14 protein-coding genes and 1 tRNA gene are annotated in these 13,794 nt (G+C 63.2%); 8 read left to right on the forward strand and 7 right to left on the reverse strand.

All coding sequences use genetic code 11. The annotated features are described in order from the left end of the window. Positions 1-1,140 (forward strand): phosphate ABC transporter permease PstA, encoded by a 1,140-nt coding sequence (pstA, locus tag PGC08_RS16700; protein WP_271708933.1) that lies wholly within the window; start codon positions 1-3, stop codon positions 1,138-1,140. Positions 1,141-1,211: 71 nt separating this feature from the next. Next, on the forward strand, positions 1,212-1,991 hold the full coding sequence (gene pstB / locus PGC08_RS16705; protein WP_009883693.1) for a phosphate ABC transporter ATP-binding protein PstB: 780 nt from the start codon (positions 1,212-1,214) through the stop codon (positions 1,989-1,991). Between the two features lie 152 nt (positions 1,992-2,143). Here pstB and PGC08_RS16710 read toward each other — a convergent pair whose 3' ends face one another. Next, entirely contained in the window at positions 2,144-2,821 is a 678-nt protein-coding gene (locus tag PGC08_RS16710) for a winged helix-turn-helix transcriptional regulator (RefSeq protein ID WP_271708934.1), read from the reverse strand. Positions 2,822-2,922: 101 nt separating this feature from the next. On the opposite strand from PGC08_RS16710, the gene PGC08_RS16715 reads away from it, so the two are divergent. The 3 genes from PGC08_RS16715 to PGC08_RS16725 all read left to right on the forward strand — a co-directional run bounded on the left by PGC08_RS16715 (position 2,923) and on the right by PGC08_RS16725 (position 6,014). Beyond that, positions 2,923-3,483, forward strand: a complete 561-nt coding sequence (locus PGC08_RS16715) for a dihydrofolate reductase family protein (protein ID WP_271708935.1) — start codon at positions 2,923-2,925, stop codon at positions 3,481-3,483. A 194-nt stretch (positions 3,484-3,677) separates the two neighbouring features. Continuing rightward, complete coding sequence (locus PGC08_RS16720; RefSeq protein ID WP_271708936.1) at positions 3,678-4,235, forward strand: PadR family transcriptional regulator; 558 nt, start codon at positions 3,678-3,680, stop codon at positions 4,233-4,235. Between the two features lie 63 nt (positions 4,236-4,298). After that, the gene (locus PGC08_RS16725; RefSeq protein WP_271710081.1) at positions 4,299-6,014 is read left to right on the forward strand and encodes an ABC1 kinase family protein; all 1,716 of its coding nucleotides are present in this window, start codon (positions 4,299-4,301) and stop codon (positions 6,012-6,014) included. Between the two features lie 59 nt (positions 6,015-6,073). Here PGC08_RS16725 and PGC08_RS16730 read toward each other — a convergent pair whose 3' ends face one another. From PGC08_RS16730 to PGC08_RS16740, 3 genes are all read right to left on the reverse strand, one after another. Beyond that, positions 6,074-7,108 (reverse strand): hypothetical protein, encoded by a 1,035-nt coding sequence (locus PGC08_RS16730; RefSeq protein ID WP_271708937.1) that lies wholly within the window; start codon positions 7,106-7,108, stop codon positions 6,074-6,076. 103 nt (positions 7,109-7,211) lie between these two features. Further along, on the reverse strand, positions 7,212-7,850 hold the full coding sequence (locus tag PGC08_RS16735) for a response regulator (RefSeq protein ID WP_271708938.1): 639 nt from the start codon (positions 7,848-7,850) through the stop codon (positions 7,212-7,214). Then, positions 7,847-9,202, reverse strand: coding sequence for a sensor histidine kinase (locus tag PGC08_RS16740; protein WP_271708939.1), 1,356 nt, complete (start codon positions 9,200-9,202; stop codon positions 7,847-7,849). Before PGC08_RS16740 ends, PGC08_RS16735 begins: the two co-directional genes overlap by 4 nt. A 149-nt stretch (positions 9,203-9,351) precedes the next feature. Here PGC08_RS16740 and PGC08_RS16745 point away from each other — a divergent pair, with 149 nt between their 5' ends. Beyond that, the gene (locus PGC08_RS16745; protein WP_271708940.1) at positions 9,352-9,813 is read left to right on the forward strand and encodes a DUF4383 domain-containing protein; all 462 of its coding nucleotides are present in this window, start codon (positions 9,352-9,354) and stop codon (positions 9,811-9,813) included. 60 nt (positions 9,814-9,873) lie between these two features. On the opposite strand, the gene PGC08_RS16750 is transcribed toward PGC08_RS16745, so the two are convergent. The 3 genes from PGC08_RS16750 to PGC08_RS16760 form a co-directional block, all read right to left on the reverse strand. Continuing rightward, a complete protein-coding gene (locus PGC08_RS16750; RefSeq protein WP_271708941.1) occupies positions 9,874-10,884 on the reverse strand; it encodes an inorganic phosphate transporter in 1,011 nt (336 codons plus the stop codon). A gap of 3 nt (positions 10,885-10,887) precedes the next feature. Then, positions 10,888-11,553 (reverse strand): DUF47 domain-containing protein, encoded by a 666-nt coding sequence (locus PGC08_RS16755; protein ID WP_226823654.1) that lies wholly within the window; start codon positions 11,551-11,553, stop codon positions 10,888-10,890. A 304-nt stretch (positions 11,554-11,857) separates the two neighbouring features. Then, positions 11,858-12,445, reverse strand: a complete 588-nt coding sequence (locus PGC08_RS16760; RefSeq protein ID WP_069600912.1) for a hypothetical protein — start codon at positions 12,443-12,445, stop codon at positions 11,858-11,860. 168 nt (positions 12,446-12,613) lie between these two features. Between PGC08_RS16760 and PGC08_RS16765 the strand changes: the two genes are divergently transcribed. Next, positions 12,614-13,552, forward strand: a complete 939-nt coding sequence (locus PGC08_RS16765) for a hypothetical protein (RefSeq protein ID WP_271708942.1) — start codon at positions 12,614-12,616, stop codon at positions 13,550-13,552. A gap of 125 nt (positions 13,553-13,677) precedes the next feature. Continuing rightward, a tRNA-Lys gene (locus PGC08_RS16770) sits at positions 13,678-13,750 on the forward strand. The last annotated feature ends 44 nt before the right edge of the window (positions 13,751-13,794 follow it).

Below are 13,794 nucleotides of genomic sequence, written 5' to 3' on the forward strand. Positions count from 1 at the left end.
ATGTTGACTACTACGAACAATTCGACGACTACGTCTCGTGCCCTCACCTCCAAGCAGCTGCCCAAGGCCACACCATGGGTGATTGCGGTTGCCTCGATCATCGTCGCGACCATCATCAGCTTCATCGCCTTCAGCGGCTTCAACATCCCTGTCGTCGCGGTCCTCGCCGGTCTCATCAACGTCGTGGCCGTCTTCGCGCTCTCCGGGGCCTACGAAGGCCGCCGCAAGGCCACCGACCGGGTGGCGACCACCGTCGTCACCTCTTCGTTCATCCTCGCCTGTGTTCCCCTCATCTCTCTGCTCTGGATGACCATCGCCAAGGGCGGAGCCGCGATCAGCGTCGACCTCCTCACCCGCACGATGCTCGGCATGAAGGGCGTCCTCGACCAGCAGTACGTCGCCGGCGAAGCAACAATCGCAGGCGGCTTCTACCACGCGATCGTCGGCACCGTCCTGATCACGGCCATGGCCTGTGTCATCTCAATCCCCATCGGCGTGCTGACCGCCATCTACCTCGTCGAATACTCCGGCAAGAACAAGCTGGGCAAGGCCATCACCTTCCTCGTCGACGTGATGACAGGCATCCCCTCGATCGTCGCCGGTCTCTTCGCCTTCGCTCTGTTCTCCACCATCGTGGGCTTCGTCATGCCGGATGCGGCAGGCATTGCGAAGACAGGCTTCACAGCCGCCGTAGCACTGTCTGTGCTCATGATTCCGATCGTCGTGCGCAACACAGAGGAGATCCTGCGCCTGGTCCCGATGGACCTGCGAGAGGCGTCTTACGCTCTGGGCGTGCCGAAGTGGAAGACGATCGTCAAGATCGTTCTGCCCACCTCGGTGTCGGGCATCCTCTCCGGCATCACTATCGCGATCGCCCGAGTCATCGGCGAAACCGCACCGATCATGGTCACCGCCGGATTCGCCAAGGCACTCAACTGGAACCTGTTCTCCGGCTGGATGTCGACGCTGCCCACCTACATCTACGACTCGCAGCTGCGCCCCGTCTCCCCCGGTGACGCGGCCCTAGCCAGCTCGGAGCGAGCCTGGGCAGCAGCCCTCGTCCTCGTCACCCTGGTCATGGTCCTCAACCTCCTCGCCCGCGTCATCGCTAGGGTGCTCGCCCCGAAGACCGGGCGCTGATGAAGCACTGAGCCCCCGAGCCACTGACGCACCACATACTTGTTACAGACATTCCACAGATAGGGAAACACATGTCCAAGCAGATCGACATCAAGGATCTCGACATCTTCTACGGCGACTTCCGCGCCGTCGATGGTGTGCAGATGCAGATCAAGCCCCGCTCGGTCACGGCCCTCATCGGCCCCTCGGGCTGCGGTAAGTCAACCGTGCTGCGCACACTCAACCGGATGCACGAAGTGATTCCGGGCGCCAGCGTCTCTGGCGAAGTGCTCATGGACGGCAACGACATCTACGGTGCCGGCGTCGACCCGGTCAATGTGCGTCGCGAAGTCGGCATGGTCTTCCAGCGCGCGAACCCGTTCCCCACGATGAGCATCAAAGAGAACGTGTTGGCCGGCGTGCGCCTCAACAGCAAACGCATGTCGAAGTCCGAGGCCGATGACCTCACCGAGCGTGCGCTGCGCGGCGCGAACCTCTGGAATGAGGTCAAGGACCGCCTCAACCTGCCCGGCTCCGGACTCTCCGGCGGTCAGCAGCAGCGTCTGTGCATCGCCCGCGCGATCGCCGTTGAGCCTGAGGTCCTGCTCATGGACGAACCGTGCTCCGCACTCGATCCGATCTCCACCCTGGCCATCGAGGACCTCATCAACGACCTCAAGGACCAGTACACGGTCGTCATCGTCACTCACAACATGCAGCAAGCGGCTCGCGTGTCCGACAAGACCGCGTTCTTCAACATCGCCGGAACCGGCAAGCCGGGCAAGCTCATCGAGTTCAACGAGACCTCGACGATCTTCTCCAACCCAGAGAAGGAAGAGACCGAGAACTACATCTCCGGCCGCTTCGGGTGATCTGAGGCGGTTGCCGGAGCGACTGCGGCGCATCTGCGCGGAAGTGTCGTGCAGCCGTGACTACGGCTCGCCGAGGTTGGCTGCAGTTCTCATCGAGAATTTCCAACGGGTGGTAACTTCGTCTCGATCCAAGCGCCTGGGTCGAGACGAAGTTACCACCCGTTGCCTGCATTCACGGACTGCAGTAACGGCAGATTGTGGGAGACCTCATCGAGGGGTGTGCTGAAGGCACGGGTGAACTCTTTCAGCAGCGTCGCCGGGCCTTTGGCTGTGACTGCTCCCGAAGAGATCGCGGCGTCGATGTCGCCATCTGCGAGCAACCTGCGCAGACTCGAACCTCCGAGACGCAGATCCGCGTCGGGAAAGGGCCCCGTTGCGACCGAGACCGCGGTGGCAGACACATCTGCGTGGGCGGTGGCCGGACCTGCAGTCACTTCGACGCTGAAGGCCTGGACCTTTTCGTCTGTGCGCGCAGTCAGCAGGGCGGCTGCGAGCGAATTGTCGGTCGGCACCTCATTCTCACGCGGGACGTCCATCTGGCGTGCGCCCCAACGGCCCAGACCGACCACAATGGGCTCAAGGCCCTGGCCGTATTCGCTGAGTCGGTAGACGACGTTCCGGCCGTCCAAGACCCTCTCGACGACTGACGCATCTTCGAAGTCGCGCAGTCTGTTGGTCAACAGGTTCGACGGAATACCGGGGATCCCCTGCCGGAGTTCATTGAAGCGCTTCGGGCCCACAAGCAGATCACGCAGGATCACCAGAGACCACCGCTCCCCCACAAGCTCTGCGGCTCGAGCCAGACCACAGTACTGTCCATATGACTTCATGGTTGACACCCTAGCAACAGAAGTTCATCATGAGAACTGCAGTTTATTTTTTAAAGTTCACTATCGCCTTGCCGCACAGATCGCTCAATGAGGAGAATCCCATGACCCGCAAACTCATCACCAGCCTCTTCCATTCGCTCGACGGCGTCGCCTCCGCCCCCAACCTGTTCCAGTTCGACTCATTCGATGATGACCTGGGTCAGTGGATGACCGGAGCCATCAACAGTGTCGACGACTGCGTTCTGGGCCGAACCTCCTACGAGGAGTGGGCAGGCTACTGGCCGAACATCACGTCGGGCGAAGACACCATATTCGCCGACTTCATCAACTCCACACCGAAGCATGTCGCCTCACGGAGCCTGTCTCCCGAAGATCTCACCTGGTCCAATTCGACGCTCATCAACGGAGATCTCATTGAGTACGTCAGGGCGTTGAAGGAAGGCCCTGGCGCAAACATCGCGGTGCAGGGCTCGCTGTCCGTTGTCAGTCAGCTCCTCGACGCAGAGCTCATCGACGAACTGACTCTGGCCATCCATCCCGTTGTCGCCGGCAGCGGCCGCACGATCTTCGACGGCAATGCACCCAAGCGCCTGTCTCTGACCGACGTGCAGAGAACCTCCAAGGGCAATCTGCTCGTCACCTACGCGCCGCGGCAGGCCTGACAGCGGCCGGGCCACGGCACGACTGGCAGCAGCCCGAACACCAGGTCCAGCGCCGGGCCAAATCTCGGCAGCGAGTCCCCCTGAACATGGCCTGGGAGTTGCCTCCTCAATCAACCGAATGACCTTCCCAGCAACACATCGCCGATATATCGTTATATATCGTCAGAGCGATACATTCAGACCTGGAGGTCATCATGAACGAGCCATTCAATCACGGAGGTTTCTCTCGCCGAGGCGGCGATTGGGGCGGTTCCAACATCTGGGAGGCGATGGAGCAGCTGCGCTCTTCCTTCAACCCCAAACAGCCTTTCCGCATGAACCGTGGAGACGTCCGCGCCGGGATCCTCACATTGCTGGCCGAGGCCCCGATGCACGGCTACCAGATCATCCAAGAGATCGAAGAACGCAGCGGCGGCAGTTGGAAGCCCAGCCCGGGGTCGGTCTACCCGACGCTGCAGCTGCTCACCGATGAGGGACTCATCAGCGCGGAGTCCTCCAGCGGGCGCAAGACCTATTCGCTCACCGAGGCCGGACGCGAACAGGTCGCTTCCGAACCGGAGTCCAATGCTCCGTGGGAATCGGCGAAGAAACCTGAAGCGCCCAGGGCTGCGAACCTGGCCAAGGCCGGCGTCGAGCTGGCTCAGGCAGCAGCTCAGGTCGGCCGGTCCGGCAGCAAGGAACAGGTCGCCGAGGCGGTCACCGCACTCGAGGAGACCAAGCGCAGGCTGTATTCGATCCTCGCCGAGGACTGAGCAGTGACGGAGAGGACCCTTCGGGCTCGTTACGGTCGGATCCTCCGCTTCGCCGCGGTACAAATGGTTATGGCGTGGTGGTTCGAAATGACCTTGCCGCGGATCGGCCTGGGCCGGTTCGCGGCACGTGGCCGGGTGGAGCGCTGGAGTTCCACAGCCAAGCGATTTCGTGCCCTGGCTGTGGAACTCGGCGGGCTGATGATCAAAGTCGGTCAGTTCCTCTCGTCGCGCATGGATGTGCTCCCACCCGAGATCACCAAAGAGCTGGAGGGCCTGCAGGATGAGGTCGCCCCGGTCCCCTTCGACCAGATCCGCACCCTCGCCGAGGCACAACTGGGGGTGGACCTCAACAACGCTTTCGTCTCCTTCGACCCACGCCCGCTGGCCGCGGCGTCCTTGGGGCAGGCGCATTCGGCGACACTGACTCCGGACAATGCCAAGGAACTCGGATTCGCCGAGGTGGTCGTCAAGGTCCAGCGTCCGGGCATCGCCGATGTCGTCGAGGTTGATCTGCGCGCCCTGCGCCGGATCGCTGGCTGGCTCTCCCGCGTCCGATTCATCTCTCGACGTGTCGATATGCCCGCATTGGTCGAAGAGTTCGCTCACGTCAGCCTCGAAGAGATCGACTACCTCCACGAAGCCGCGAATGCGGAGGCCTTCGCCATGGACGCGGCCGCCTCGGCGACCCGGTCGGCAGATACGTCAGATGCCGCTTCCCCGGCGGTCGAGCCGACCCGGGTACAGGCCCCGCGGATCGTCTGGGAACAGACCACGCCACAGGTCCTGACCATGGAGGACGTCACGGCAATCAAGGCCAACGACATCACCAGTCTGCGCCAAGCCGGCATCGACCCCCACGAGGTCGCTGCGGTCTTCGCGCACACGATGTTCGACCAGCTCTTCCGCACCGGCTTCTTCCACGCCGACCCCCATCCCGGCAATATCTTCGTGACGCCTGCTCCACCGGGGACACCCTCGGCGGGGGCAACCTCGGCGAGGGCGAACTGGCATCTGACCTTCATCGACTTCGGGATGATGGGGCACGTGTCCGAGAACCTGCGCGCGGGCCTGCGGGAGCTCATCATCGCCGTGGCGCTGCGAGATTCCCGCCGCCTCGTCGCCAGCGTCGAACTCATCGGGGTTCTGCTCGACGGCGCGGACACGGAGGAACTCGAGCGCTCCCTGACCGGACTCTTCGCGCGATTCGGAGGCATGGGGTTCGCGCACCTGCGCGACGTCGATGAGAAGGAGCTGCGGGCCTTCTCCACGGATTTCGAATCGGTGGTGCGCGATCTGCCCGTGCAGCTGCCGGAGAATCTCTTCCTCATCATCCGCTCGCTGTCCATGGTCTCGGGGCTGTGCAGTTCGCTCAATCCCTCGTTCAACATCTGGGAGGTCGTCGAACCCTATGCCAGCGAACTGATCGAGGAGGAGAAGGGCGGCGTCGCCGGCACAGCGGCCAAGGAGGCACTCAACTTCGTGCGCCTGACGCTGGGTCTGCCGGGACGACTCGACAGCCTGGTTCAGAGGATCGAGAACGGTGAACTCTCAGTGGCCACTCCCAAGTTGGACCGTAGGGTTGCCGGCCTCGAACTCCTCGCTCGCGGCGTGATCTCTGCCCTGCTGTTCAGCGGTTTCGTGATCGGCGGTGCGGTGCTGCTGCCGACGACGAGGCTGGGTGGTGTGCTGCTGCTCATCGCCTCGGCGCCGGCGCTCATCCACAGTCTGACCACCCTGCTGCGACACAGGAGGCGCGCACACCGACAGCGGAGTCGGTGAGCTCACTCACCAGACCCCGCTGAGGGTTCGGGTTGAAATTGTCGGGTTGAAATTGTCAGTCACGGCCGCAGAGCAGCGCGAGCACCAAGCCGACGAACACGGTAGGAGTAGGTGGCCCAGCCGAGCGCCAGCGCCCACAGCGGGAACAGGAGAGTCGGTCCGATCGTCACCCAGTTGCCATCCAAGCTGACGCCCTTGAGCAGAACCGAATGGATCAATCCCATACCTCCGGTGAACAACGCCAGGGTGACGATACTGGCAGGAATCGTTGCGAGGAGGAGGGGCACTCGTCTTCCTGCCAGCGGCCCGGTCCACCGCGGAAACCGCTCTCCCCATTTCTGCACCAGCCCCAAAGTCAGCAGCGCACCAACCAATCCGGCGATGGCCAGGGACAGACCTGAATGCCACATGCCGACCTGGAGACCTTCGTTATAGAACTCAGGACTGAGCCCGAATGGGATACCCATTGCCCACAGAATTCGAGTGGATGCATAGACGACCGGAACCGCGACTGCCACACCGACGGCGACCCTGGCACTGCCCCGGATGGGCTGCCGATTGTCAGGTTCAGCGCTTGCCCTTTTACGCCAATGGCGGCTCTCCAGCGATGCCCACGTTGCGACCCACAGTCCCGGGCCGAGCAGCATGAAGCCCTGCCAAAGCACGGGGACGGGAATCGGTGGGAATTGCAGGCTCAGCGTGTAGCCGAGGTAGGCCAACACCAAGGTGTCGGTGAAGACCACGGTGGTGACGAGGGCGAGGACCACGGCGAAGACTCCGACCGTCGCTACTGCCTTGGTGCGCAGCCGCGGCAGGGTCAAGAGGATCGATGCGAGGGTCAGACTCAGCAGTGCGCAGGACCCGACCAGTGCCGCTCCAGCCGGGATGGAGAGATAGTCGAGCAGAGAGTTGTATTCGCCCTGTTCCGCATGACCGAACGGAGAGAAGAGGAACCTGCTCCCCCACAGCACTGAGACGACCAGCATGGTCAGGGACCAGACCGCGCTCAGGCTGAGCATGATGGTTCCGAGATGGGGTGCCCTCGTCGATTGAGGTGGATTTTCTGACTGTGTACCGCTCTGTGTTCTCTTCATGCTTCAACACTCGCTCCGAGGTCGCCCCAACGGACTCCCCCGAACGGGTGAAGAGCGTCGTTCAGCGGGTGAAGAGCGTCGTCCGGCTGTCGAAGTCTGTCCCTCAGTAAGCGATGAATCCCGATTCGAAGGCTCTGATGACGGCCTGGGTCCGGTCCCGGGCACCGAGCTTTGCGAGCAGCGAACTGACATAGGTCTTGACCGTCTCACTCCCGATGAACAGCTCACCGGCGATCTCCACATTGCTCAGACCCCGTGCCATGAGTGAGAGCACCTCCTGCTCGCGGCTGCTCAGCTGGGCAGTACTGACCAGGTCTTCGCGCTGACCCGCCTGAGCCGCCATCTCACGCACCTTCTGCGGATACAGGAGCACCTCGCCTCCGGCGACAACTTGCACGGCTCGGATGAGTTCCTCCGGCTGTGCTCGCTTGAGCACGAAGCCGTCGGCACCGGCACGCAGCGCCTCGAAGACGTAGTCGTCGCTGTCGAAGGTCGTGAGGATGAGCACGCGAGGCGGATCCGATCGACTCACGAGCAGCCGAGTCGCTTCGAGTCCGTTCAGCCGCGGCATCCGCACATCCATGATGACGACATCGGGCTGAGTGCGTTGGACGAGGTCGATGGCGTCGGCACCATCGCCTGCCTCACCGACCACCTCGAGTCCAGGTGCGGAGTCAATGATCGCTGCCAGCCCGGCGCGCACCAACGGTTCGTCGTCGATGAGAACCACCCTGATGCTCATGTCTGTGTCTCCTCGTTCCCTGCTCGTACAGTCGTGCTGGGTGTCACCGTGCCGCCAGCCGTCGGCAGCACCGCTTCGATGGTCCACGTTCCACCATCAGAATTCCATCGAACTTCCCCTCCGAAGATTTCGACGCGTTCCCTGATGCCCCGCAGACCCCGGCCGGCGCCCACATTGTCGCCTGCACCTGCGCTAGTCCCCGAAATTGCGTCGCTCCCAGCACCATTCGCGCTCCCCACGCAAGCATTGCTCACCGCCATTGACACCGCCGTTGCTTCAACGGCGATCGACACCGAGACCCCCGGTCCCGAAGCATGCCGAAGCGAATTCGTCAGTGCCTCGCGCACAATTCGATGCAGTTCATGCGCGACATCAGGAGGCAGGGCGCCCACCTCGCCGCTGATCCTCAGCTGCGTCGGATGCCCCACCGATCTCGCCTCCTCGGCCAAGATCTCGAGGTCATCGATCGTTCGCCGAGGTGATTGTGCCGTCATGATTTCGGTGTCGGTGTCGCCGTCTGACTCCAGATCAGCCTCCGAACGCAGCAGAGCGAGGACATGGTCCAACTCAGCTACCGCCTCACGACCGGTGCGCGCGATTTCGTCAACCGCCGCCTCGGCGACGGTGGGATCCGAAGTCAGCGCACGTTTGGCCACTGCCGCCTGCATCGTCGTCACGGTCAGGGCATGGCCGATCGAGTCGTGCACCTCGCGGGCGAGCACAGTGCGGCGGAACCGACGCGCCCGGTCACGACCGGCGAGCTCGGCACGGTCGGCCGCTGACGGCCCCAGGAGAATCTGCGCATAGCTGGGCAGAAAGTACCCCTCCACGACGACGATGGCGATGCACATCAGGAGAATTCCCACAGCAAGGGCCTGGACCAGTCCGGCAGGCAGGACGGTCGCCGCAGTGTCCATCTGGGTGCCGATGAGACCGTTGGAGAGCTCCTGCGCCTGCCCGGGATCGGCGGCCAGAACAATGGCGGCGGGGACGAGGACGACGACGGTGAATAGGAGCAGGGCACCGGCGAAGGTGTGGCCGAAGTAGAACAGGGCTCCACGCAGTCGATCGGCGGTGCTCGGCCGCCTCGGTGGGGTGGGAATGCTCAGTTCGAGCAGCTGCTCGACAAGTGTGCGCTCGAGGGCGCGGATGACCGCGAGGAAGGCAGGGACGCACAGCAGCACGAACACGATGATTCCGACGGCGACGATGGCCAGTGCTTCCGACCGGTTCCCGAGCTGGTTCGAGGCGGTGACGGTCCAGATCACGACCGCCGCATAGGGCACGGCGATGACGCCGCCGATCAGCAGGATCAGCAGCCTGCGCCACAGCACTGCCACGCGAGCCCTCACCGTCACCAGACTACCGTCGTGCCGCGCGTTCGGCCCCGGACGCCAGGCTCTTTCGAAAGCAGCGGCAGAAAGGCTCCACCCGAACCCATCCATCCGGCCGTCGGCTCCGAATCAGCAGATGCAGAACGAAAGTCTTCGAAAGGATCGTCATGACAACTCATACAGTCTCATCATCAGCTCACACCACCCGCACAAGAATCCAACTCGTCTCTGGTCTCTTCGGAGCCGTATTCCTCTTGGTGGGCATCCTGGGCTTCGTCCCGGGTATCACCCAGGACCTGGACACGATCATGTTCGCCGGGCATCATTCACAAGCCGCACTGCTGGGGATCTTCCAGGTCTCGGTGCTGCACAACATCGTCCACCTGCTCTTCGGCATCGTCGGACTGCTCGGGCTCAGGTCACGCCGACTGGCCAAGACCTACCTCATCGTCGGAGGCATCGTCTACGCGGTGCTGTGGATCTACGGACTCGTCGTTCCGATGGAGTCGATGGGCAACTTCGTTCCGCTCAACACCGCCGACAACTGGCTGCACTTCGTCCTCGCCGTCGCCATGGTCACGACCGGGATCGTCTTCGGTCGGAAGGCCAACGCTGCGGCTCAGAAGTGACGCACGGTAGTGACGCAGGACAGTGAGGCGCATCCCGCGGCGCAGTAGTGACGACTCAGATCAGCCGACGAAGGCCCTGACTACCAGGCCGATGCAGATCGCCAATGCCGCTGCCGCGGGGATGGTCAGAATCCAGACCCCTGCGATGGGCAGGATGAAACGGGCGCGTGCGCGACCTTTTCGTCCAGCGTACTGAGTACCCAAGACCGCTGATCCGAGGATGAATGTCAGCGACACCGGCACTCGCATGATGAGCGCCGCGGTGTACATGAGCACCGTGGCGGTGCCGTCCGCTGCCACAGATTTCAGAGGATCGAGTCCGGCCATGCGCACCGACAGGGTGCGCACCACCCGCCATCCGCTCAATCCGGTGCCGATCGCCAACGCCCCGGCGATGATGAGACGCACCGGCCAGGAGATCTCGACCACGGAGAGTTCGGTGTACGGGTTGGCCTCGACCGCAAGGAGACCGACCATGACCAGGGCCGCGATCTTCTGTGCGTCCTGGATGCCGTGGACCAGCGACAACGAAGCAGTGAGGACCGAGTCGACCATGCGGGCACCGCGGAAGAGCGGCTTCGGCGGGGAGGCGGCGAAGGTCTTCGACAGCAGAGCCGTCAGGCCCCAGGAGAGCAGGAAGCCGAGGATCGGTGAGAGCACAAGCGGCAGGATCACCGAGTCGAGGGCTTCGGCGGAGTTGACCGAGAATCCCAGCACGATTCCGGCACCCAGGAGTCCGCCGATAAGACAGTGCGTGGACGACACCGGCAACGCGAGATAGTAGGTGAACAGACTCCATACCGTCGCTGCGACAAAGGCGATGATCAGGGACGTGAGGATGACTTCGGGGTCGCCGTCGAAGTGGACGATCTGGTTGGCCACGACGGAGGCGATTCCCTCGCCCAGCAGTGCCCCGATGAAGTTGAAGACCACGGCCAGACCGAGCGCCCACCGCGCATTGATGGACCGTCCGACGACAGCGTTTCCGATGGTCAGCGCTGCATCATGGAAACCGTTCGAACCGGCGAAGATCACCGCGGTCACGATGACTCCCGCCAAGAGCAGATCCACGGACTACGACTCCTTGATCGCTATGGCGGCGACGACCTTGCCCAGCTCGGTGAAGCCGTATGCGGCGCGGACGAAGGCCTGTCCCAGCTGGGAGACGGCGGCCATGTAGGTCAGGCCGCGCTTCGAGTTCGGAACGGCATCGGACATTCGCCACTGCAGGGCCTCCACCTGGTAGGTGAGGCGGTTGATGGAGTCGACGTAGTCCCACTGATCCAGCTTTCCCGGCAGTCGGGTGACCATGCGGGAGGTGTGGTCTGTCTGGTTGGACAGGACGGCCAGGGTTTCGAGGACGCCTGAGGGCAGTTGATCGAATGCTTCCGAGGCGAGGACGAAACCAGCACCGTGGAGGAGGTGGCAGATGTCGCGCATGTGATGACCGAGCAGGTAGAGGTCGTTGCGATCAAAGGGAGTGATGTAGTTCTCGCGCAGCGCACGAAGCACGGCTCCCATGTCCTCGTCGGCCTGATCGCCGATCTCGCGGAGACGGTCTGCGACCTGCCGGCGTTCGCTGACTTCGATGCCGGAGAGCTCGGCAAGCACCAGGTTGCATTGCCTCATCTGCCCGACCAGATCGGACAGCCGTTCGTAGAAGACAGTGTCCTGCGGTACTCGCTTGAGCCGCATGCGTTCCTCCTGCCCGGGGCCCGGTCGAGCCGGACGAATGTGCATGTTGCTTCAATTGTATGTGCCGGACGCTGAACCGAGAGCGCCTCTCGGCGGTAGGCCGCTCGAAGCGGCTGAATTTGGAGCCCGGGGCTTCAGATCCAGCGTCCGGTGGCCACTAGGGCCACCCACAACGATACTCGCTCACGCTCATGAGTCCACCGCCGAGGCGGGTGAACGAGAGTTGACAATCTCACAGTCGCACACCGGGCCAGGTCCCCACCTGAACGTTGCGTCCTTGTGAGCACAGAGGAAGAATCCACGAGTCGGTCGGGCAGTCAGGCAGGCATTCAGCCAGCCAGCGGGTCGATCAGTCCAGTCCGCCGTGGCGGTGGGAGATGGCGGCATCCTTGAGGTCCTTCGCGAACTGCCGCAGCCGCGTGGCCGCCTCGACGTCGTCGGTGCCTTCGGCGCACATGCCGACAAACGCGGCAGCCCGAAGGAGGGCGATGACGACATCCCCACGGAAAGCGCCGGCAAGGATCTCATCGATGGCACGGGCCACCTCGTCGGGACCTGCGGGCAGCTCCACCCCGGCGAGGATGTCGTCGAGGCCGAGCCCGTCGGTCACCCTGCGCTGCCCAGCTGAGAACATGTCGGCGAGCTCACGCGGAGCGGTGAGTATCCACTCCCGCAGCGCATACAGGCGCCAGAGCGCTCCCGGCGCGGAGACAGCGGGAGCCGCAGACCACATCTCGGCGATCACCTCGAGACCGATGTCGTCGGCCAACTCCACGAATCGCTTCGTCGCGGCCTCGTCGCGCTGTCCGCGCGAGTCTCCGAGGAGGAGCGCCGCGGTGGCATGAGAGGTCTCTGATCTGGTCACCGGGTCACTCGTGTCGCTGATGGAATCGAGATCGGCCAGAGGTATCGGGCGGTGGAAGCGTGGCTGTGTCATCGTCAGAGCAGTCTAGTCCCCCACTCTGACCGGTGCTCCATCCTGAGCCGGCTTTCGCCTCCCGGTCAGGTTTCATTCGTCACGTTCACAGTGGCCACTACTAAACTGGTGACAAATTCGTGCCTGCGACCCGCAGGTCACGAGTGCAGACAACGAGGAGGAACTCCCGTGGCAAAATCATCAGTGGCGAAGAAGGGCCTGGACAAGGCAGCGAAGTTCGCTGTCAACGAGGACGGGTCCCTCAATCCCCGTGCCCAGTCGATGCTGTCGAGGCTTCTGTCGGTCCAGCGCCCCGTGGCCCTCGCCTATGTGCGCAGCCTGCGTCGCCGGAATCCGGATGCGACTCCGGAAGAGCTCATCAAGATCATCCGTCGCCATTACCTCGCGCTGACCACCTCGGGCGGAGCAGCCGTCGGTGCCACCGCCGCCGTCCCAGGACTGGGTACGACCGCAGCCTTGGGCGTGGCTACAGCAGAGACTGCCGGCTTCCTCGAAGGGACCGCGCTGTTTGCTCAGGCGATCTCCGAGATCCACGGACTTCCGGTTCAGGACTCCAAACGCGCGAATGCACTGGTGCTGGGACTGATGCTCGGCAAGGACGGGAAGAATCTCGTCCAGAAGTTCAGCAAACAGTCCGGTGGCGCGGAGTCGATGTTCGGCAATTGGGGTTCGACTGTGACCAAACAGCTTCCTGCTCCGGTCGTCGACCTGCTGGTGCGCAAGCTGCGTAAGACCTTCATCCGCAAGTTCGCCGCACGTGCCGGTGGCTCGCTGGTCGGTCGCCTGCTGCCCTTCGGCATCGGTGCGATCATCGGCGGTGTGGTCAACGCTCAGATGGCCCGCAAGGTTGCCGATGAGTCGAACGAGGCCTTCGGTGCCGCACCCACGATCTTCCCGCTGGAGACCGATCCCGAGTACGTCGCACCGAAGAAGGATCGCAAGCTGCTGGCAGGGCTGAAGAACGTCGCTGCGCTGCGCGGCAAGATCAAGAAGGACAAGGCCATCGAGTCCGATGTCATCGACGAGGCCGCCGAGGAATATCCCACCGCACCGGACGCGCTCCCCCGCACCTACACCGGCGACGAGCACCCCGAACTCGGAAAATGACCAGCGGGTGAAGCCTGCTGGTCCCCGCCGGGAACCGGTTTGAGTATTCGGGCTCCTTACCTCTAATATTATTGAGTCTCCAACAACACCTTTGTGGCGTTTGTCCACGCGGTCTCGTTGGGGCGGGGCCTCTAGCTCAGTTGGTAGAGCAACGGACTTTTAATCCGTGGGTCGTGGGTTCGATCCCCACGGGGCCCACCCGAATGCAAGACCCCGTGATCCCTGTGAAGACAAGGGATCAC

This window comes from Brevibacterium sp. BDJS002 (assembly GCF_028201555.1).
In the GTDB taxonomy this organism is placed as follows: domain Bacteria; phylum Actinomycetota; class Actinomycetes; order Actinomycetales; family Brevibacteriaceae; genus Brevibacterium; species Brevibacterium aurantiacum.

Excerpts from the sequence above, each read along its gene's own strand:
- PGC08_RS16720 (WP_271708936.1), top strand. The coding sequence starts at position 3,678 with ATGAACGAGCCATTCAATCACGGAGGTTTCTCTCGCCGAGGCGGCGAT.
- PGC08_RS16735 (WP_271708938.1), bottom strand. The coding sequence starts at position 7,850 with ATGAGCATCAGGGTGGTTCTCATCGACGACGAACCGTTGGTGCGCGCC.
- PGC08_RS16760 (WP_069600912.1), bottom strand. The coding sequence starts at position 12,445 with ATGACACAGCCACGCTTCCACCGCCCGATACCTCTGGCCGATCTCGAT.
- PGC08_RS16730 (WP_271708937.1), bottom strand. The coding sequence starts at position 7,108 with ATGAAGAGAACACAGAGCGGTACACAGTCAGAAAATCCACCTCAATCG.
- PGC08_RS16725 (WP_271710081.1), top strand. The coding sequence starts at position 4,299 with ATGGTTATGGCGTGGTGGTTCGAAATGACCTTGCCGCGGATCGGCCTG.
- pstB (WP_009883693.1), top strand. The coding sequence starts at position 1,212 with ATGTCCAAGCAGATCGACATCAAGGATCTCGACATCTTCTACGGCGAC.
- PGC08_RS16710 (WP_271708934.1), bottom strand. The coding sequence starts at position 2,821 with ATGAAGTCATATGGACAGTACTGTGGTCTGGCTCGAGCCGCAGAGCTT.
- PGC08_RS16715 (WP_271708935.1), top strand. The coding sequence starts at position 2,923 with ATGACCCGCAAACTCATCACCAGCCTCTTCCATTCGCTCGACGGCGTC.
- PGC08_RS16745 (WP_271708940.1), top strand. The coding sequence starts at position 9,352 with ATGACAACTCATACAGTCTCATCATCAGCTCACACCACCCGCACAAGA.
- pstA (WP_271708933.1), top strand. The coding sequence starts at position 1 with ATGTTGACTACTACGAACAATTCGACGACTACGTCTCGTGCCCTCACC.
- PGC08_RS16755 (WP_226823654.1), bottom strand. The coding sequence starts at position 11,553 with ATGCACATTCGTCCGGCTCGACCGGGCCCCGGGCAGGAGGAACGCATG.